Genomic DNA, 19,199 nt, shown 5'->3' with positions numbered 1-19,199 from the left:
ACCGGTTGATGATGGTTTTGTCATCAAGGGGTGGAATTCCCGTGTGGTAAGGGTTTTGGGGCTGCTGCGTGCTCTCGTTGGGGTTCCCCCGGTCGCGATTCGGGCTTAGTGTCCTGAGTCGGAGGTTCGACGGTGCTTTCGGCGCCCAGGCACGCACCTCGCGGCACTTGCCCAGCGCCCACGATGCTCCGCATCGAGGCCACTGACCAAGCACCCCGATGCACGCACCTGACCACCGAAATCACTCGCCCAACCTCCGACTCAGGACACTAGCGTGCGGATTGGTTGCTGCATCCAGGGAGGGGAATGTCATGCGACGGAAACTTGCTGTGCTGGCCGCCGTACCGGCCGTGGTGTTCGCGTCACTCGCCGCCGTGCCGGCGCAGGCGTCCGCGACGACGATCACGGTACATCCGGGTCAGTCGATCCAGGCGGCCGTTGATCGGGCCGCGCCGGGGACGACGATCGTTCTCGAAGCCGGAACGTACCGGCAGAGCGTGCTGATCCGGAAGGACCATCTCACCATCCGCGGCGAGGGCGACGGCACCATCCTGATGCCGCCGGCCAAGTTGCCGAAGAACGTCTGTACGACGGACTTCCTCGGCGGTCACGGTGCCGCGTTCTGTGTGTTCGCGAAGAAGCTGGACGCGAAGATGAACGTGGTCACCCGGGTGTTCGACACCAAGATCTCCGACCTGAAGGTACGCGGCTTCGACGGGATGGGGATCGTGGCGTTCGGCGGTTCGGGGTTCGTCGTCCACGATGTGACCGCGATCCACGACGGTGATTACGGGATCGCCCGGTTCAACACAGTCGGCGGGGCTGTGTACGACAACGTGGTAAAGAACAACAACGAAGCCGGTATCTATGTCGGCGACACCGCGATGGCGAACGCGGTCGTCCGCGACAACGACGCGACCGGGAACGAACTCGGCCTGTTCGTCCGGCATGCCCGGTACGTCAAGGTGTTCGACAACAGGTCCTGGGGCAACTGCCAGGGCTTGCTGATCCTGGACGACGGCCAGGCCGGCGGTGCCGGGAACGTGGCCGCGTGGGACAACGACCTGAACCGGAACAACAACTTCTGCGCCGCGAACAGCGAGCACCCGCCGCTGCAAGGCGGTGGCCTGCTGGTTCTGGGCGGCACCAAGAACGTGCTGCGTGACAACACGGTGCTCGGGAACGTCGGCAAGCAGTTCAACTCCGGCGGGATCGTACTGGTGTCAGCCGCCATGTTCCACGGCGCCAACGCGGCCTGGAACACGGTCGTCGGCAACGAGGCGTTCGGTAACCGCCCAGCCGACATCCGCTGGGACGGCCTCGGTGCGGGAAACCGCTTCCTGGACAACAGTTGTCACACGTCGATGCCCGCGGGGCTGTGCAACTGACACGAACGACCGGCTCTGAGCTACCGGCTGCCGCGTCATCCGGCGCGGCAGTCGGTCGCTCATGATTGCCAGCCGAGGCTCACACCAGGCGCGGTGGTGCCGTTTGATGGGTGAATACATCCGTCGGAGTGTGTGAGGGGACGAAGCGCGACCATGGAAGCCCTGGAGAGTCCGTTGTTGCGGACGCAGGTCAGCGCCCAGGGGGCGATCGCTCCGGGCCCGGCGCCCGACAACGCGGAGCTGTCGTGCGGCCGTCGGGAGTCGGCGGAGCTGGTGGAGTTGGCGCGGGGGAGAGGCGCGAGGACGATTGCGGTTGGGTCGGGGCGCGACGCTGGGGTCCGGGATACAGTCGAGACCTTGGCGGATGCATGGGAGGCGCAGGGAGGCGAGGTCGTGCTGGACTTGTCGTGGCCGGAGGTGGCGGCGTCTTGGCTTCGGCAGGCGACTCGGTTCGCGGCGTCTGAGGCTGACCTGTGGATCATGTTCGGTCCGCAGCTCGGGTGGGCGCAGATGACTCGGCGGCTGCTGTGGTCGACGCCGTGGGAGCCTGGCCGGACTCTGGTCTCTGCACAGCTCGCCGACCCGCGGGTACTGGACCTCGTCGGGCTGCACAATCTGAAGGGGATTGCGGGACCGGGAATCCAGCTATGACGCTGTTTCCGATGGACGACGGTGGTTCGCCCAGGCGCATTGCGAATGGGGCGTTTCTCGCGCCCGGTTGGCTCGCTCTTGATGAGCAGGCGTGGATTGTGGGTGAGTTCAGGAGGTGGGTCGCCGGGCCGGTGCCGATTCGGGCGGCCAAGGTGCGTGGGCACGAGATGTCTGTGCGTACGGTGTGTCTGGGCTGGCACTGGCAGCCGTACGAGTACACGCGCGACGCGACCGACGTCAACGGTGCCCGGGTACTGCCGTTTCCGGATTGGATGGTTCGCCTCGGCCGCCGTGCCCTCCGCGAGACCGGTCACTCCGATGCGGAAGTTGAGGCGTACGCTCCCGACACCGCGCTGGTGAACTACTACGACGACGTCGCGCGGATGGGGATGCACCAGGACAAGGACGAACGTTCCCTCGCGCCGGTGGTGTCACTGTCGATCGGGGACGACTGTACGTTCCGTTTCGGCAACACCGAGAACCGCGGCAAGCCGTACACCGATCTCAGATTGTGTTCCGGGGATCTCTTTGTCTTCGGCGGAGCGTCGCGGCTCGCGTACCACGGCATCACCCGCATCCACCCGCACACCGCCCCGGAGAACTGTGGTCTCACGACGGGACGGATCAACATCACCATGCGGATGACCGGCCTGACGGACTGAGGAACAAAGCACGGCCGGGGTGTCGTGGCGAGACGACACCCCAGCCGCACGTCCAGCTACTTCAGCGGGAAAGCGTCACACCTGCTTCAGTAGGAGACCATCAGCCGACTACTTCAGCAGGAACGCGTTGACGATGGTCTGGTCAACTTTGTTGCCGTCGGCATCGGAGGCGGTCGCCTTGAGGGAGACGGACGTGGCCCCGGCAGGATGTTTGATCAGCGCCAGCGTCTTGCCTCCCGCCGAGTACACCTTGACCGGCTGCCAAGTCGCGCCGCCGTCGTGCGAGACTGCCAGTGAGTCGACCTGCCCGCGCTTGCCGGTGTTGTGGTCGACGGTGATCGGGAGCAGGGTCGGGATTTTCGCCGAGGTCTTCGCCGGTGGCGCGAAGCGGACTGCCAGCAGCGGCAGCGGCGCCGGCTTCTCGCCGGTGACGGTGTCGGAGTGGAACGTCCAGTCCGCGACGATCCGCGACGACAACGGGTTGGTCCGGGTGCCGACAGTGTGCAGCTGGTACGTACCCGCACCGGCCGGAACCTTTGCGCTCTCAAGGTAGCCCGGGTACGTCTCGGTCGCGATCTCCTTGCCGTCCTTGGAGAGGACGGTGGTTCCCTCGGTGACCGCGTACCCGGTACCGCCGGGCCGCGCGTCGGTGTGCAACGGGATCTCGAAGTGCATCTCGTCGCCGATCCGCCCGGCGCTGCTGTAGCTCCGGCCATACGATGGCAGGGCAGGGCCGAACACCGGGAAACCCCAGCGTGCCGTCGTCCGGCCGAGTTTGTACGTCACCGGCGCGGCCGTCACCTGCATCTGGAACCCGCGGATGTCGTCCGGCTTCTCGGTCTCGACGAAGCTCGGGTACCAGTCCTTGCCGGGCGTGTAGAGCTCGTCCAGCGTGAACGGCAGCGCCCTCGTGACACCTTCCCGGATCCCGTACGTACCAGGCTTGCTGCCGACGTGCTCCGCCTTGACCCGCGCCAGCGAACTGTCCCGAACACGGCTCACCAGCTTGTCCGGGACCCTGCCGAGATCGTCCTTTGCCAGGTGGTACTGGTAGGTCGAATTGGCCGGCGCCGCCAGCTCGGCCCCCTTCAGGAACCGGAACTCGTCGGGCGCCACACTGGTCCGGCTCGGAATGATGTACGAGCCGTCGAAGGTGTTGGTGACATAGGTGACTCCGGTCGACTCGTCGCCACCCCAGACGGTGTCCCGTGCCATCCCGAAGACGGCCGTCGAGCTGACGGCGTCCGGCTTGTCGACCTGGAAGCCGGCCGGTACGCCGGCGCGCGCGTCGACGGTGAGCTCGCGCGGCCCGTCGACCGTGAACGCCGGTTCGGCGGCATACGACGACTTGGCCAGCGCTTCGTCGTTGACATAGGCCTCGAAGTAGTGCTGACCCTTGACCAGCCGGGCCGTCGTCGTACTCACGCCGTCCTTGTCCGGGAACACGGCGACCGGGTCCTTGATGCTGACGAACCGGTACCCGTAGTCCGTGGTGGGCTTCCCGTCGAAGCCGACGAAGTTCACCTTGACGTCGTAGCTCTCCACCTCGCGGTCGACCGCGATCGGTGTCCGGAGCGCGCCCGCGGTGATCACCCCGCTGTAGATGCCGTCAGTGCCCTCCACCGCGGTGTTGGTGGTGACGGTCGCGGTCGCCTTGCCGCCGGCCGGGATGGTCAGTGTGGCGGGGGAGACCGTGAACATTCCAGCGGGAGCAGGCTTGCCGTCCGCGTCGTTCACCTGGGCAGCCAGGTCCAGCGTGACCGGGGCCGTGCCGAAGTTGGAGTACGTGACCTCGCGGCTGATCGGCTTGTCGTCCTGGTGCGGCCAGCGGACGATGCCGTTGCTGATGCTGCCCACCGAGGCGCGCACCGTCGACTTCGTCACCGCGGCCACGTCGACCCGGCCGGAGCCCTGCTCGAAAACGGACAGTTTCGGGTTGGGCTTCGCCGTACCCATCAAGCCGGCCTTGAGCTCGCCGGCCTTCCAGTCCTTGTGCTGCTGGGCCAGAATCGCCGCGGCACCAGCCACATGCGGAGCTGCCATCGACGTCCCGGACAGCTGCAGGTGGTCCTTGCCGACATTCGGGGCCTGGCCCGCCAGAACGCTGTCCTTGGCCTTCGCGGCGACGATGTCGACGCCGGGCGCGGTGATGTCGGGCTTGATCGCGTTGTCCAGGTAGCGCGGGCCACGGCTGGAGAAGTCGGCCAGGTTCTCGTTGTGGTCGACCGCGCCGACGGTCAGCGCGGAATCGGCCGCGGCCGGGCTGCCCGGCGTACCACCACTGTTGCCAGCAGCAACGACGAACAGCGCGCCGGTCTCGCTGGTCAGGCGGTTGACGGCCTGCGACATGACATCGGTGCCGGCATCCGGCCAGTCGGAGCCCAGGCTCATGTTGACGACCTCGGCGCCGGCCTTCGCGGCCCATTCCATCCCGGCGATGATGCCCGCTTCGGAACCGTACCCGTCGTCGTCGAGGACCTTGCCGTTGAGCAGCTTCGCGTCCGGCGCGACGCCACGATAGACAGGGTTCTCGCCGGTCACGATCGATGCCACGTGCGTACCGTGGCCGAACTTGTCGATCGTCCCGCTCTTGGAATCGGTGAAGTCCTTGGCGGCCGCGACCGCGTCCTTGAGATCGGGATGAGTGGTGTCGATCCCGGTGTCCAGTACGGCGACCTCGATGCCCTTGCCGGTGAAACCGTTCTTCCAGGCCTCGGGCGCGCCGATCTGCGGAACGCTCTTGTCCAGAAAGGCGCGCACCGGTCCGTCCAGGCGGATCCACTGCTTGGACTTGGACTTCGTCCGCAGCGCTGTCCGGGCACCGGTCCAGTACGGCGCGTTCTTGCCGATGCGGATCGCCGTGCCACCGATGCTCGGCAGGCTGACCGACTTGCTGCTACCGGACCGCAGCGCGACCGGGCCGCTGACGATCAGCGGGATGTCGGACCGGGACCGGTCGTCGTACCGGTGCTTGATCAGCTGAGTGACGTTGAACAGCCGCGGATCCAGCTCACCGGAGCGTACGGCGGCCTCCGCGTCCATCGGCACCACGGTGAGGTCGCCGTTGACCTCCTTGCGCTCGATGAACGTGACCTTCTCCCGGCCCTTGGCCGGACGGATCTTGGCCGGCTGGTCACCGCGCAGGCTGACACGATCGCCGGTGACCAGGGTGACGTCACCGGAAACCTTGCCGCTGGCAACTTTATTGCCGGCGACCGTGCCGGCGGCCGGTGGCTCCGCCGATGGCTCGGATCCATTGGCTTGCGATCCATTTGCTGCCGCGGCACCGCCAAGCAGGCAGCCGCCGGCAACCAGCGTGGCCACGACGGCCACGACGGGACGACTTCGTCCCTTCCTCATAACACCTCCACGTAGGCCTCACAGATGGTGGACACCAGGTTTATGTCCGGAAAGCGCCGGATGTTTCGGCCTCCGACGGTCTGTAATGGGAACGACGAAGAGCTGTGACATTTTTACTGAAAAGGGATTCAGTTTTGGTAAATAGTTACCATCACTCCTGTAGCTGACTCCGACGAAACGGATTGGTGACTCAGGATGAATTGGCGGCCGACGCGGCGCGCAGTGCTGACTTCACTGGGGATTGCGGGCGTTGGTGGTGGCGCGGCCGTGTGGTGGTTTGTCGACGACCAGTGCACGTGTACGGACTCCTCGACCGCGCCGATTCCCACCGTGGACAAAGCTGCGTTGGCTCGCGTCGCACCGACCGGGTTGCGCCGTCCTTCGGCGGTCATCACGCGGGAGAACAGCCGGAGGGGTTCGAACGGCTGGAACCTCCGCGCCGGCCGGACCAGTGACGACAAGCGGCGCCAGATCCAGGGCTACGCCTCGGCCACGAGCGTGCAGGCCGGCGAAGAGCTGCACTTCCACCTCAGCTGCGACTCGCCACAGCAAGTGCGCATCGACCTGTATCGCCTGGGCTTCTACAACGGCAAGGGCGGTCGGCTGGTACTGAGCAGCCCGCCGCTGCACGCGGAGACCCAGCAAGCACCTCGCACCGACCCCAGTACCCGTCTGGTGTGGTGCGAGTGGACCCGTACGTGGACGGTGCGTATCCCGGCCGACTGGGTCTCCGGGTACTACCAGGCCGTCTTCACCAGAGCCGATGGCGTACGGGCGGGAACTGTTTTCGTGGTGCGAGACGACGCGGCGGCCAGCGAGGTACTGGTGGTGCTGCCCTTCACCACCTATGCCGCGTACAACTGGTGGCCCCGTGACGGGCAGACGGGGTCCAGCCTGTACGGGATCGAGGGCGCCAAGGGCAAGGCGAAGCAGGTGAGCTTCGACCGCCCGTACCACGAAAACGGACTGCCCAGCCGGCACGACCTGGATCACCGGCTGATCTGGTGGCTGGAACAGCAGGGCTTCGACTGCCGGTACGCGACCAGCGTCGACCTGCACGAAGGCCGGGTCGATCCGGCTCGGCACCGGCTGCTGGTCTCCAGCGGGCATGACGAGTACTACTCGGACGCGATGCGCTCGGTGGTACTCAAAGCGCGATCGCACGGGACGAACTTGGCCTTCTTCGGCGCCAACGCCATGTACTGGCGGGTCCGGCTGGAGGCAGGCCGCACCGGCGGCACGAACCGGATCGTCACCTGTTACAAGTCGAAGGACGACCCCGAGCGCTCCGCCCCGACCCGCCAGTGGCGGCAGCTCGACCAGCCCGAGCAAGCCTTGATGGGCAGTCAGTACACCTCCCGGATGAAGCAGCCGCACCCTCTGGTGGTGAGCTCTCCTGAGCACTGGATGTGGGCCGGTACCGGGGTCCAGCAGGGAACCCAGTTCCCGCGGATCGTGGCGGTGGAAGCGGACCGGGTGATGGATGAGTTCGAGCAAGCAGCCGGCTCCGAGCACGCGACGCTGACCAGCTCACCGTTCTGCAACGCTGCTGGAGACGAGGACCTCCAGCAGACCGTGCTGCACCGCGCTCCGGCCGGCGGGTACGTCTGGAACGCCGGCACCTTCCACTGGTCCCTTGGCCTGAGCCACCCCCGCCTCCAGGATCCCCGGCTGCAACGAGCCACCTACAACCTTCTGACCCGAATGCTGGGCCACGACTGACTCAGAAGAACTCGTCGAGGAGGATGTAGTACGACAGCTTCGCCGGCGCGAGTGGTGTGCCGTACTGCTCCAGGAACTGCTCGGCGTGGTCGGGCTGAAAGGGGTCATCGCTGAGCTCGCGGTGCAGGATCGCGAGGTCCAGCCAGCGGTCGGCCACTCCGAGATTGCCGACATCGATCAGACCGGCCAGTTCACCGGTGCCGGGGACGAGCAAGACGTTCTCGGGTGTCAGGTCGCCGTGACAAAGCACCAGATCCTCGGTGGGCGGTCGCTTGCGTTCGAGTTCGCCGAGCAGTTGGCTGCCCGTCCACCCGGCGTACTCGTCCTCGAGGTTGTCCAGATCGACCAGACCGCCTTCCACCTGAGCGGTGGCCAGCCGGGTCGTGACTGTCGTGTCGCGAGGGAAAGGACAGCTGTCGGTCGGGAGCTCGTGCAGCATCCTGACGATGCTCGCGAGCGACCGGACGACCGTGCCGAGGTCATCACGCGGCCAGTCCGCGGCGGCAATTCCCGGCACCGCCTCGGTGATCAGCCAACCCACCTGGCCGTCCTGCCCGTGGTCAACGATCTTCGCGGTCGCGACGCCCTGCCCGGCCAGCCATTCCAGCCGCTCGGTCTCCGCGCTGATTGCCGCGAAGTCCTCATCCACCTTCAGGAACAGCCCAGCCGATCGATACACCTCGGCACCGGACTCGCCGGTTTCCACCAGGCTCCACGTGTCGCGTGGATAGCGGGCGAGCAAGTGTTTCGCGGTCTCCATCACCTTGGCGACCGTAGCGGCTCCCTCGCCCGGGACGCGACCTAAATTCCGCTGGGTGTACGAGAACGCGGTGGTTCAGCGGCTGCTGTGGTAGTAACTCTCGCCGTTCTTGGCGGCGCGACCGAATTCGACGATTGTTGAGCCCTTGAGGTCTCTGGCGATTTCCAGGCCGGACTGGCAGCCGGGGTCGGCGGCGGTGAGGGTGCCGGGGCACTTTTCACCTGGCTCGAGCACTCGGAGCTTGCCCGCTTCTCCCCGGGGTACGGAGTAGCCGGCGAACTGCGCTACCGCGTTCGCGCTGAGGGGGATGACCTTCACTGTCACTGGCAATCCCATGTCGCGGAACTCGGCGTTGTAGCGAGCCGGGTCGGCGTTGGGGTCGATGACGCGGACGATCACGGAATCGCCTGCTTCGGTGAAGGACAACGCGCGGGCCTGAGTTTGCCCTGGGCCATCGACCACGGTTGCTGTGACGGCGCCGCTGATCAGCAGGCTGAACACACCGGCCATCGCGAGCTGTGGCCGTCTGGAAGACCCGAACTGGAAGCGGCGCCGTCCGGTCGCCGTAGTCGCGCGGTGTTCTTCGTTCGGGCTGAGCGTGGTGATGTTGCTGGACAGCTCGGTCCAGGCAGCGGCGCCGACGTCGGTGCGGGTAGTGGGCTTGAGGGCGCGGATCGCCGCGTCGATGTCAGACGTCTTCATGCGAGATCTCTCCGTTCACAGGAGCATTCGAATGGGCGGTGACCAGTTCGGTGAAGCGGCGCCGGGCCCGGAACAGCCGGATTCGCACCGCGTTACGCGAACAGCCAAGGACCGTGGCGATCTGCGCGGTGCCCAGGTCTTCCCACGCGATCAGTGTGAGCAGTTCGCGATCCGGTTCGGGCAGTGCGCGGAAAGCTCGCGCCATCGTGGAATCGGCATCGACGAGTTCAGGTCCTGGTGTAGAGGTCTCTGTCAGTTCGTCGCGGAGCTTGTCCGTGAGCGCCGTCCGCCGTACCTCGCCGCGCCGGTGGTTCGCCAGTACGCGCCGGGCGACGCCGAACAGCCACGGCCTGGTCTGGTCACCGGCCGGCACCTCCTCAAGGCGTCGCCAGGCGATCACGAACGTGTCGGACAGCAGGTCGGCGGCGTCGTGGCTCGAGCCGGTGCGGCGCAGCAGGTACCCGAGCACCGCCTCCCGATGGGTGCCGAACACCTCCTCGAACCGCCGTCGACGGTGGTCGAGCGGCGGATCGTGCACGGCGTCCTCACTCACCGGCCCGAGCCGGGGCCTGATCGTTGTCTCGGTCATACCCCCTACCTGTCCGGCATCCTCCCAAATCATTTCAGCCCACGACTTGCGGTCCGACGTACGCAGGCTGCCGCCCGCGACGAGGTGATAGTTCTGTTGCCGGCGGCGCGAAGTACGACAGTTCACCGCCGGGGCTTGAGGCTAGGTGCAGTGGTAAAGGGTAGTAGGCGGGCTGCCGAGCATGGCCGGAGCCGATGGTTGTTGGGTGGTACCTGGGTTGCTGCTGTACTCGGTGGGGGAGACGACTGTGCAGTGTTGCTCGATCCAGGTTTGGCGTTGTTGCTGGTTTGCGGCTCTGCGCTGGCCCTTTCCGCCACCTGGCATGGGTTGATTCTGTTGGCCTGGGGCCGCGCTCAGGATGTAGCGCAGTTTGCCGGACTCGATCCACTGCTGGAGCTGGTCGGTGGATGGGGCGTTGTCGCCGCCGTTGAAGCCGCCCATACCGATCACCGTCGCGTCGGATTCCATAATGAACGGGGCTAAGGTTCCGGCGTCGGCGTTGATGGCTAGGGCGATGTCGGCGCCCGGGGCGTTGCGTTCGGCGTACGCCAGAATCCGCCGCTGTTCGTCGGTGAGCTTCGCCGCCCCACTCCCACCACCGATGACCGTCTCCGGTCGGCCCTGGACCTGGGCGGGTTTGTGTTGAACGCCGGGACCGGGCGACATCACCAAGCCGCTTCCGCCGGGAGGCCCGGTGGGGGCCGGGCCGGCGGCCGGGGTGTTGCCGTTGGCATTGACTGTCGCCGCGGCGACCGACCAGGTAGCCGGCGTGAGCAGCAGCGCGACGACCCCGACCGCCAGCGCCGGCCTACCGAGAACAGCCCGACGTTCCCCGGACAGCCGCCCGGCCTGCGGTGCAAGGATAGGACGTTCCCCCGGCAGGCGGCCGGTGATTAGGCCAAGGAGGGCGGCGGTGGTGCCGGCGGCTACCGCCCAGCGGCTCCAGCTGTACCAGGTCGTGTCGCGTGAGATCAGGACGAACGCCCAGGCCGCGGTGATCGCGATTCCGGCCGGCAGCACAACCCACGACAACGAGTGGCTGTGCTTGTACCAGCGCCAGAGCACAGCCAGCCCGGCCGCGCAGAGCGAGGCGATCGCCGGTGCCAGCGCGGTCGTGTAGTACGGATGCATGATCCCTTGCGCGAAGCTGAAGACCAGCGCGCTGATCAGCAGCCAAGAGCCCCACAGGAACCAGCCTGCGCGGGTAGCCGGGTCTCCGATTGCCTTGCGTACTATCGCCCGCACTTCCGCAACCGACACCGCGACCAGAACAACCAACGCCAGCGGGAGCAACCACGAGATCTGCCCACCGACCAACTCGTTGAACATCCGGAACAGCCCCGGGGTCCCGCCGAACGATCCGGTCGTCGTCTTGCCGTCCTGAACGGTGATCATGCCGCCGACCTGGCCGTCACCCGCGATCCGTCCGAAGCCGTTGTAGCCGAAGATCAGGTTCCACGCAGTACCGTCCGAACTCCCACCGATGTACGGCTTCCGGCCGGGCCACCACGTGTGTACCGCGACCCACCAGAACGACGACACGATCAATACCGCGCCGGCGCCGAGCAGATCGAGCACGCGGCGCTTGAGCGGCCCGGTGGTGCCGGCCAAGAACGCCAGCCCGAGCGCGGGTACGACGATCCACGCCTGGAGCATCTTGGTGAGGAACCCACAGCCGACGAAGAACGCGCACCACAGCAGCCACGTCGTACGAGTCCGTGCGGAAGGCGCTTGCACCGACCGAGTGACCGCGTACGCCGAGGCCACCAGGAGCAGGACGAGCAACGTGTCCGGGTTGTTGTCCCGATTGATGACCACAGTGACCGGCGTCAGAGCGAAGAACAGCGCGGCCAGTAGCGCGACCCCGTCACCCGCCCACATCCGTACGGTCCGGTGCAGCAGGAGCACGGCCGCGACGCCCTCGATCACCTGGGGCAGCAGCAGCGCCCAGCCGTGGAAGCCGAAGATCAGCACCGAGATCGCCTGCGGCCACAGCGCCATCGGCGGCTTGTCGACGGTGATCACGCCGTACGGGTCGAGCGAGCCGAAGAGGAAGTTCGGGAAGCTGTCGGTCATCGACTTGACCGCGGCCGAGTAGTAGGTGTTGCCGAGCTGGCCGTCGCCGATCTTCCAGGCGTAGAGCATCCCGGCCAACAAGCAGATCGCCGCCAGCGCCCGCCCTCGCCACAATCTCTTTGCCCTGGGCAACGCTTCGATCGCTGCTTCGGTAGCCGCCGTCATCAGAGGTCCCTTTCGGTCGGCCGGACCGGTTTGAAGATCCAGCGTCGGAGCAACAGAAATCTCCCGGCGGTGCCGAGCCCGGACGAGACGAGCAGCACGGACAACTCGAGCAGGCGGGAAGGAGCGGCGGCGCACACATGCAGTACGAGCAGGGCCGCTGAGGTGAAGAGGTAGTAGAGGCCGAACACGGCCAGGCCCTGGAGATGGACTCGGGTTCGTCCCGGCCCGGTGTGCGTACCGGCGAAGGTGAACCGGCGATTGGCCTCGGTGTTGAGCAGCGTCGTGAGGACGAGTGCGCCGAGGTTTGCGGTCAGGAGTGGCCACCAGTGCCTGAGCAGGGCATACAGCGCCAGGTTCGTCACGGTCGAGAGCCCGCCGACGACGGCGAAGGACAGCAGTTGCCAGGTCAGGCCACCCTCGCGGCGATCGAGCACGGCGTCGGGATGCGCGGCCATCGGCTCGGGCCGTTGCGGGAGATCCCGTACGCGGGCCTGCCCAGAGGCCTTGGCCCGGGCCATCCGGAGAAGGCCGCGGATGTCGTCCCAAGCGGTCCCGATCACGTCCACCCGGCTGTCGACGTCCTCGACCCAGTCCACTGGCACCTCGTGAACGCGCAGTCCGTTGTGCTCGGCAAGTAACAGCAGTTCGGTGTCGAAGAACCACGAGTCGTCCTGAACCTGCCCGAGCAGCGGCCGGACGATGCCGGTACGAGCCGCCTTGAAACCACACTGCGCATCGGAGAACCGGGCTCCGTGCAGGAGCCGGATCAACTGGTTGTAGGCGCGCGAGATCAGCTCCCGCTTCGGCCCGCGTACTGTCCGCGCGCCCGGCGCCAACCGGGAGCCGATGGACAGATCGGAGTGCCCGTTGACCAACGGCGCGACCAGCGGCAGCAACGCGTCGAGTCCGGTGGACAGGTCCACATCCATGTAGACGACGACGTCGGCCTCGCTGCCGGCCCACGCCGCCCGCAACGCCAGCCCGCGGCCCTTGCGGTCGAGGTGCAGCACCCGGACGCGGTCGACTGCCGCGGCCAGCGAGCTCGCGACCCGGAGCGTACTGTCGGTGCTCGCGTTGTCGACCAAGGTGATGGTGGCCGGAAACGGAAACTGCCTGGTCAGGAACTCAGGACCCGTACGCAGCCTGGCAGTGCGCGTTCCTCGTTGAACACCGGTACGACGATGTCGACGGTCGCGGTCTTCGCCGGAGCGGCCGGTTCGGTTCCCGTGGTCATGCCCCAAGGTCTACCGAGAGCGGCCGATGGGTGACCGATGGTTGTTCCATAGCAAATCCATAAGTCCCGGCTGCGATGATGACCGGGTGCGGATTCTGCTGGTCGAGGATGAGCAACCGTTGGCGAAGTACGTCGCGTCCGGATTGCGCAAGCACGGGTTCGCGGTCGATCTTGCCTTCGACGGCCGGAGCGCCCTGGACAAATGCGACCTCACGCCGTACGACGTGGTCGTCCTCGATCGCGATCTGCCAGTGCTGCACGGCGACGCGGTCTGCCGGCAGCTGGCCGAGCGGGGTACGTCACGGATCTTGATGCTGACCGCCTCCGGCGCGGTCGAGGACCGGGTCGACGGGTTGACCCTGGGCGCTGACGACTACCTGGGAAAACCGTTCGCGTTCTCGGAGCTGATCGCTCGGGTCGGTGCGTTGGCCCGGCGCAGCAGTCCGGCGCGCCCACCGGTGCTGCGCGCCGCGGACGTCACTCTCGACCCGGCCCGGCGTACGGCGGAACGGGCCGGCGGGCCTTTGTACCTCACGCCCAAGGAGTTCGGCGTACTCGAGCAGCTACTTGCCGCTGATGGCGCCGTCGTCAGCGCGGAGGTCCTGCTGGACAAGGTGTGGGACGAGCACGCCGACCCGTTCACGAACGCGGTCCGGATCACCATCGGCACCTTGCGCCGCAAACTCGGCGAGCCGCAGCTGATCGAGACGGTGACCAGTGCCGGATACCGGATCAGCACATGCGCTTCCGGCTGACCGCACGGACCAGGCTGACTGTCCTCTACACAGGGATGGTCCTGGCCGCCGGTCTGGTCCTGACTTTTCTGACCTATCTGCTGATGCGCCAGGGCCTAGCCCGGCGCATCGCGGTCATCGTCGTCGATCCGGACGGTCACGGACCGCTGCCGTCCTGGCCGCCGGATGATCTTTCCAAGATGGGCGACCAGTTGCGGCACACGACGCTCGCCGAGTTCCTGACCCAGGCCACGATCGCCCTGACGATCGTGACTGTGCTGGCCGCGATCGTCAGCTGGCTGGTGGCTGGGCGGGTACTTCGCCCGATCCGGAACATTTCGGCCACGGCCCAGCGCCTTTCGGTGGAGAACCTGTCCGAACGGGTGCCGGTCAGCCGGCCGGCCGACGAGCTCGCCGCGCTGGCCACCACCGTCAACGGGATGCTGGACCGAATCCAGCAGGGCATCGCCGAGCGCGATGGGGCTCTGCACAGTCAGCGCATGTTCACCGCGAACGCCGCGCACGAGCTTCGTACGCCGCTGACCACGATGCGTACCGCCATCGACGTCACCCTCGACGGCCGGCCCGACCTGGACGAACTGCTCACCATGACGCGCGATGTCAAGGCGGCGGTCGAGCACAGCCAGCGCACTCTCGATGGGCTGCTAACGCTGGCTCGGAGCCAGGCCGGCGCCGGACCGAAGCATCCGCTGGATCTGGCCGACATCGTGACCACCGTCCTCGACGGCGTCGCTGACGACCTCCGCCGGCGCGAGCTGACCGTGCGGACCGACCTGCTGCCGGCGGTGATCGTCGGGGTGCCCGTACTCCTCGAACGCATGATCCACAACCTCGTCGACAACGCGATCGCCTACAACCACAGCGGCGGCCGGATCGACATCACGACCCATCGCGCGCACGACCAGGCCGTCCTCCGGATCCGTAACACCGGCGCCGTGGTCACCTCCGCCTCAGTGGACAGGCTCCCGGAGCCGTTCGTCCGGGGCGATGGCGCTCGCCTGCACAGCGATGCCGGAGCCGGGCTCGGACTGTCGATCGTGCACGCCGTCGTCACCGCACACGACGGCGCGATCACCACCGCCGTACGCCCCACCGGCGGTCTGGAAATCACGATCCACATCCCCGCCGGGTAGCCCAATTTGGTTTGGTGATGCAACCGGATGGGGTTGCCGGGACTTGTGGAGGGAAAGGGGCGAATCTGGGGAGTGGTGATGGCGGACGGCGACACGGTGCGGGAGCTGTATGAGGGGTGTTACCGGCGGCTGGTCGGCCAGTTGTTCGCGATCTGCGGGAACCTGGGCGAGGCCGAGGACGCGGTGCAGGAGGCGTTCGTCCGGGCGGTGGAGAAACCGCGCCGGTTCGCGCAGCTCGAGAACCCGGAGGGATGGCTGCGGACGGTCGCGCTGAATGCCGTACGCCAGCGCTATCGCCGCGCGCTCCGCTTCCACGGGTTGATGTCCCGCGCGGGGCTGGCCGAGACCACGACCGCCGGGTTGTCGGCCGACCGGGTCGCGCTGGTCGAGGCGCTGCGGCATCTCCCGTACGAGCAGCGGGAGGCGATCGTGCTTCATCACATCGTCGATCTGCCGGTGCGTGAGATCGCTGTCCAGCTCCGGGTCGCGGAGGGGACGGTCAAGGCCCGGCTGTCCCGGGGCCGGTCCCGGCTGGCGCCGCTCGTGCACGAATTCGCCGACGATGCTGATGACGCTACAGCTGAGGGTGCCGACGACGCCGAGGAGGTCAACCATGTCTGAGCTGAAAGAACTGTCCTGGGAGATTCAGGAGACCGTCCAGCCGTTGCCCTTCGAGGCGCTGGAGCGCCGTGGCATCCGCCGCCGGCACCGTCGGCAGGCGCTGACCGGCGCGGGCGTCGCCGCGGCGGTCGCGATCGCGGTCCTGGCAGCAGTGCTGCCGCTCCGGAACGTTATCGGTACCGAGAAGCCACCGGCTGGTCCGCCGACGTCGATCCAGGTCGACCCGACAGCCGAGAAGCTGATCGCCGACAAGAAGTCGGGCGCGGGCGCCATCGAGTTCGGCACACCGACGCGATGGGCCTCGGCGTGGTCGTCGCCTGGGCCCAACTACACCTACCTGGGCGCCGCGGTGCTGGTCCGGGACGGCGTACGCACCACCGCGCCGGTGCGCAAGAACGGGTACAGCGTGGTCCGGGTCGGCGACGAGGTGCTGGCGCTGTCGATGCCGACGAGCATGAAGGGGACCGATCCGACCTGGGCGCAGTCTGTGATGGTCCGGCTGACGGATCAGGGCCGGGACGAGAAGAAGCTGCGCTGGGCTCCGCCGACCGGCGAGTTCGCCGATGGCGATGTGCTGCTGGCGGCCGGGACTCTGCGGGCGCTGAACCCGGAGAGCGGGGTGCTGCGGGAGGTGAAGATCCCCGGGATCGACAACGTGTACCAGACCTACCGCGACAACACCGGACGGTGGTGGCTGGTCGGCGGCAGGAACAGCGGCGTCGGCAACATCTACTGGACCGATGACCACGGAAAGACCTGGGATCACTCGGTCATCAGTCCGGGCCGGATGGGTGGCAAGCTGGCGGTCAGCCCGGACGGCAAGACGCTGCTGGTGATCCCGGGCTCGAAGCCCAGTGCGCGGCACAGTGACGAACCGGTGCCGCTGCGGTTGTCCACCGACCGCGGCGAGCACTGGACAATCGTGGCTGAACGTGACACCACCTACGTATCCGCGCTTGTTGCTTTCGACAACGGCACGGGGCTCGTGCTCTATCAGGGCAAGAAACGCGAACTCCTCCGGCCCGGCATCGGTGCACCACTCACTCCGCCAACCGACCTAGGTGGCCTGGAAGCGCTCGGCGAGTTCGTGTACGGGATGCAGTACAACGGCGACAACGCCATCACCAGCACCGATCACGGCAAGACCTGGAAGTACTTCGTACCCCGCTAGTGCGCCAGGTAGCGCAGGCCCAGGATGAAGGGGAGGCCGTTGGGGGTACCGAGGCCGGTGGTTGTGTCGTAGCCCTTGACGGTCGTCTGATCGGTGTCGGTCGCGTTATGGGCGTCGAAGACGTCGATGGTTGCGCTGTCGGTCCCGTTGGCCGGGGTGTAGGCGGCCCGGTTCTGCTGGGGCATCGCCTGGTTGATCGGCAGTACGTCATTGATCGCGCGGGTGCCGTGCAGCCGGTACACCAGCGGGTTGATGAAACCGAACGGTGTCCGCCGCCCCTGCTGGGCGCCTGCTATCAGGCCGGCTACCAGCGGGGCGGACAGGCTGGTACCCGCGTTGACCATCGTCTGGTACGTGGGCCTGCCCTTGTCGTCCAGCGTTGTGTAGCCGGTCAGCATGCCGGTATCGAGGTCAGCGACGGCGGCGATGTCGGGTACGGCCCGGTTGGCGACTGTCTTACCGCCAAGGCGTACGTGTGACATCGACGGTGGGACGACGCCTTTCTGGTACGCGGGCTGCGCGTAGAGCAGGCTGGTCCCGCCGCCCGCGCCGGTGATGCCGAGGTCGCTCCACTTGCTGTCCTCGAACATCGCCTGGCCGTTCGACCAGCCGGTCTCGAACACTCGGTTGCTGCGGGCATCGAGTCCGAGGGTCGTACCGCCGACTGCGGTCACCAGCGGATCGGACGCGGTCATGGTCAGGCCGGGGGTGTCGCCGGAGGACATGTACAGGCCGACCCCTTCGACCGCCGCCCGGAGGGTGATCGCGTGCCAGGTCTTCGGAGAGGCGTCGCCGATCGGGATCTGCCAGGAGTTCGACACGATGGACGCGCTCGGCCGGTGACCATTGCCGGTCAGGACGGCCAGTACGGCGTTGAGCAGCGACTGGTCTTCGTCGCAGCCGCTCCCGACCACCATCAGCTGGTTCGCCGCGGGCGCCATCGCGTACGCGGCCTCGGAATCCATTTCCGCCTCGTCGTTGTACTGCTGGGCGCTTCGGGTGCTCGCACTGCACGAGCCGGTGCCGCCGACGTGGACCTCGCGGAACTGGCCCGGTTTCGGAGCTGGTAGGTGGTTCCGGCGCGCGTACTCCCGGAGGGTCTGCGCCATGTTGGTCGGCGCTTCGCTCTCAGTCAGTGCGATGGTTTGGCCGCGGCCGGTTGCCGCCCAGGACGCTCCGTACGCGGCGCGCAACTGCTGGGCGGAGTAGCCGCACACCGGCAGCGAGGCCTTGGTGAATCCGCGGTAGGGCGGGCTGATCGTTTTTGCGCGCTGAGCCCAGTACGAGGAGCAGGTCGGCTGCGGCCGCGCTACGGATGCCGCACGCGCTGCCGCCGAGTTGTTCAGGCCGGTGACGGACAGGATGTCCGGTGCGAGCTCGTCAGGTACGGGCTGCATTTTGGACGCCTGGCCGGACGCTGAGATGTAGTCGCGGCCGCTGCTGATGCGTACGTCGGTCATGCCGCGGAGGCGCAACCAGTCCGAGACAGCCTCGGCCTTCGCGGCGGACGGGCCGAAGCGAGCCGTGTACGCGTTTGGGCTGAGGTAGTGGTGGAAGTCGGGGCTGCCTGGGGTGGAGACGGCTGTGGCGTACTGCTCGGCGCCGGCCAGGTCTGGGGTCAGCCACACCTGAACGGTCCGGCTCTGGTCGCCGCTAGGTGACTGGGCTTCTCCTGGCGTGATGTGCGCGAGTCCGGCGATCGCCAGAGCCGTGCAGCCGGTCAGCGCGACGACAGTCCTGATCACAATCTCTCCCCGTTCAGCGATCACCAGTAACCAATCGGTTACTTTACGCTCGACGGAGTCATACTTCGGTCTGACCGGCAGTCAGGGGTGGTTGGGGCGAAAACCCCGATGCGCGGTGCGGCCGGGCGTCGGTAACTTTCGGTTCGTGAAGACGTACGAGTTGAGAATTCAGGGTTTCTCCGGGACCGGCGAGGCGCTGGAGATGCAGGAGCCGGTGGCGCGGGTGCTCTGCCCGGTCGAGGCCCACAACGGCCCGTGCGACGTGCCCTGGGGGTTCACGCTCGCCGACGAGAGCCACGACCTGCTGCTCGGGATCTACGCGACCCCGGAGAAGGCGGCCGAGGTGGCCGAGAAGGTCCGCGCCGTTGTCGGGGGCCGCACAGTGCTGCTGGCAGAGGGCGACCCGAGCCGCTTCGAGGAGCTGATCGAGCAGTACCAGATCGAACACCCCAACGGCTGACCGCC

General features: G+C 67.1%; 16 protein-coding genes. 9 read left to right on the top strand and 7 right to left on the bottom strand.

Annotated elements, in window-relative coordinates; translation table 11 throughout:
* The first annotated feature begins 311 nt into the window (after window positions 1-311).
* From ABD260_RS34855 to ABD260_RS34845, 3 genes are all read left to right on the top strand, one after another.
* Window positions 312-1,388 (top strand): right-handed parallel beta-helix repeat-containing protein, encoded by a 1,077-nt coding sequence (locus ABD260_RS34855; protein WP_344240763.1) that lies wholly within the window; start codon window positions 312-314, stop codon window positions 1,386-1,388.
* Window positions 1,389-1,745: 357 nt separating this feature from the next.
* Window positions 1,746-2,039: a type 1 periplasmic-binding domain-containing protein gene (locus tag ABD260_RS34850; RefSeq protein WP_344240761.1), complete on the top strand. Its 294-nt coding sequence runs from the start codon at window positions 1,746-1,748 to the stop codon at window positions 2,037-2,039.
* Window positions 2,036-2,701: an alpha-ketoglutarate-dependent dioxygenase AlkB family protein gene (locus tag ABD260_RS34845; protein ID WP_344240759.1), complete on the top strand. Its 666-nt coding sequence runs from the start codon at window positions 2,036-2,038 to the stop codon at window positions 2,699-2,701. The genes ABD260_RS34850 and ABD260_RS34845 overlap by 4 nt, the downstream gene beginning before the upstream one ends.
* A 108-nt stretch (window positions 2,702-2,809) precedes the next feature.
* On the opposite strand, the gene ABD260_RS34840 is transcribed toward ABD260_RS34845, so the two are convergent.
* Window positions 2,810-6,061 carry a S8 family serine peptidase gene (locus ABD260_RS34840; protein WP_344240757.1) on the bottom strand — a complete coding sequence of 1,084 codons (3,252 nt, stop codon included), beginning with the start codon at window positions 6,059-6,061 and terminating at the stop codon, window positions 2,810-2,812.
* Window positions 6,062-6,391: 330 nt separating this feature from the next.
* Between ABD260_RS34840 and ABD260_RS34835 the strand changes: the two genes are divergently transcribed.
* Window positions 6,392-7,783, top strand: a complete 1,392-nt coding sequence (locus ABD260_RS34835; protein WP_344240755.1) for a N,N-dimethylformamidase beta subunit family domain-containing protein — start codon at window positions 6,392-6,394, stop codon at window positions 7,781-7,783.
* 1 nt (window position 7,784) lies between these two features.
* Here the strand turns inward: ABD260_RS34835 and ABD260_RS34830 are convergent, their stop codons facing one another.
* The 5 genes from ABD260_RS34830 to ABD260_RS34810 all read right to left on the bottom strand — a co-directional run bounded on the left by ABD260_RS34830 (window position 7,785) and on the right by ABD260_RS34810 (window position 13,160).
* A complete protein-coding gene (locus tag ABD260_RS34830; protein ID WP_344240791.1) occupies window positions 7,785-8,543 on the bottom strand; it encodes an APH(3') family aminoglycoside O-phosphotransferase in 759 nt (252 codons plus the stop codon).
* Between the two features lie 75 nt (window positions 8,544-8,618).
* The gene (locus ABD260_RS34825) at window positions 8,619-9,245 is read right to left on the bottom strand and encodes a hypothetical protein (RefSeq protein WP_344240753.1); all 627 of its coding nucleotides are present in this window, start codon (window positions 9,243-9,245) and stop codon (window positions 8,619-8,621) included.
* Window positions 9,232-9,834, bottom strand: a complete 603-nt coding sequence (locus ABD260_RS34820) for an RNA polymerase sigma factor (protein ID WP_344240751.1) — start codon at window positions 9,832-9,834, stop codon at window positions 9,232-9,234. Before ABD260_RS34820 ends, ABD260_RS34825 begins: the two co-directional genes overlap by 14 nt.
* Window positions 9,835-9,975: 141 nt before the next feature.
* Window positions 9,976-12,075: an ArnT family glycosyltransferase gene (locus ABD260_RS34815; RefSeq protein WP_344240749.1), complete on the bottom strand. Its 2,100-nt coding sequence runs from the start codon at window positions 12,073-12,075 to the stop codon at window positions 9,976-9,978.
* Window positions 12,075-13,160 (bottom strand): glycosyltransferase, encoded by a 1,086-nt coding sequence (locus ABD260_RS34810; protein ID WP_344240747.1) that lies wholly within the window; start codon window positions 13,158-13,160, stop codon window positions 12,075-12,077. Before ABD260_RS34810 ends, ABD260_RS34815 begins: the two co-directional genes overlap by 1 nt.
* Before the next feature lie 235 nt (window positions 13,161-13,395).
* On the opposite strand from ABD260_RS34810, the gene ABD260_RS34805 reads away from it, so the two are divergent.
* The 4 genes from ABD260_RS34805 (at window position 13,396) to ABD260_RS34790 (ending at window position 16,989) form a co-directional block, all read left to right on the top strand.
* Window positions 13,396-14,064, top strand: a complete 669-nt coding sequence (locus ABD260_RS34805) for a response regulator transcription factor (RefSeq protein ID WP_344240745.1) — start codon at window positions 13,396-13,398, stop codon at window positions 14,062-14,064.
* A complete protein-coding gene (locus ABD260_RS34800; RefSeq protein WP_344240743.1) occupies window positions 14,049-15,197 on the top strand; it encodes a sensor histidine kinase in 1,149 nt (382 codons plus the stop codon). Before ABD260_RS34805 ends, ABD260_RS34800 begins: the two co-directional genes overlap by 16 nt.
* A 78-nt stretch (window positions 15,198-15,275) precedes the next feature.
* Window positions 15,276-15,818 (top strand): RNA polymerase sigma factor, encoded by a 543-nt coding sequence (locus ABD260_RS34795; protein ID WP_344240741.1) that lies wholly within the window; start codon window positions 15,276-15,278, stop codon window positions 15,816-15,818.
* Window positions 15,811-16,989 carry a WD40/YVTN/BNR-like repeat-containing protein gene (locus ABD260_RS34790; protein ID WP_344240739.1) on the top strand — a complete coding sequence of 393 codons (1,179 nt, stop codon included), beginning with the start codon at window positions 15,811-15,813 and terminating at the stop codon, window positions 16,987-16,989. The genes ABD260_RS34795 and ABD260_RS34790 overlap by 8 nt, the downstream gene beginning before the upstream one ends.
* Here the strand turns inward: ABD260_RS34790 and ABD260_RS34785 are convergent.
* Window positions 16,986-18,734: a S53 family peptidase gene (locus tag ABD260_RS34785; protein WP_344240737.1), complete on the bottom strand. Its 1,749-nt coding sequence runs from the start codon at window positions 18,732-18,734 to the stop codon at window positions 16,986-16,988. The two genes, ABD260_RS34790 and ABD260_RS34785, sit on opposite strands and share 4 nt — an antisense overlap.
* 145 nt (window positions 18,735-18,879) lie before the next feature.
* On the opposite strand from ABD260_RS34785, the gene ABD260_RS34780 reads away from it, so the two are divergent.
* Window positions 18,880-19,194: a hypothetical protein gene (locus tag ABD260_RS34780; RefSeq protein WP_344240735.1), complete on the top strand. Its 315-nt coding sequence runs from the start codon at window positions 18,880-18,882 to the stop codon at window positions 19,192-19,194.
* Window positions 19,195-19,199 lie beyond the last annotated feature (5 nt).

This window comes from Kribbella hippodromi (assembly GCF_039531045.1).
Lineage (GTDB): Bacteria > Actinomycetota > Actinomycetes > Propionibacteriales > Kribbellaceae > Kribbella > Kribbella hippodromi.
Note: the sequence above shows the minus strand (reverse complement) of the source record. Positions and strands in the feature narration are given on the sequence as shown.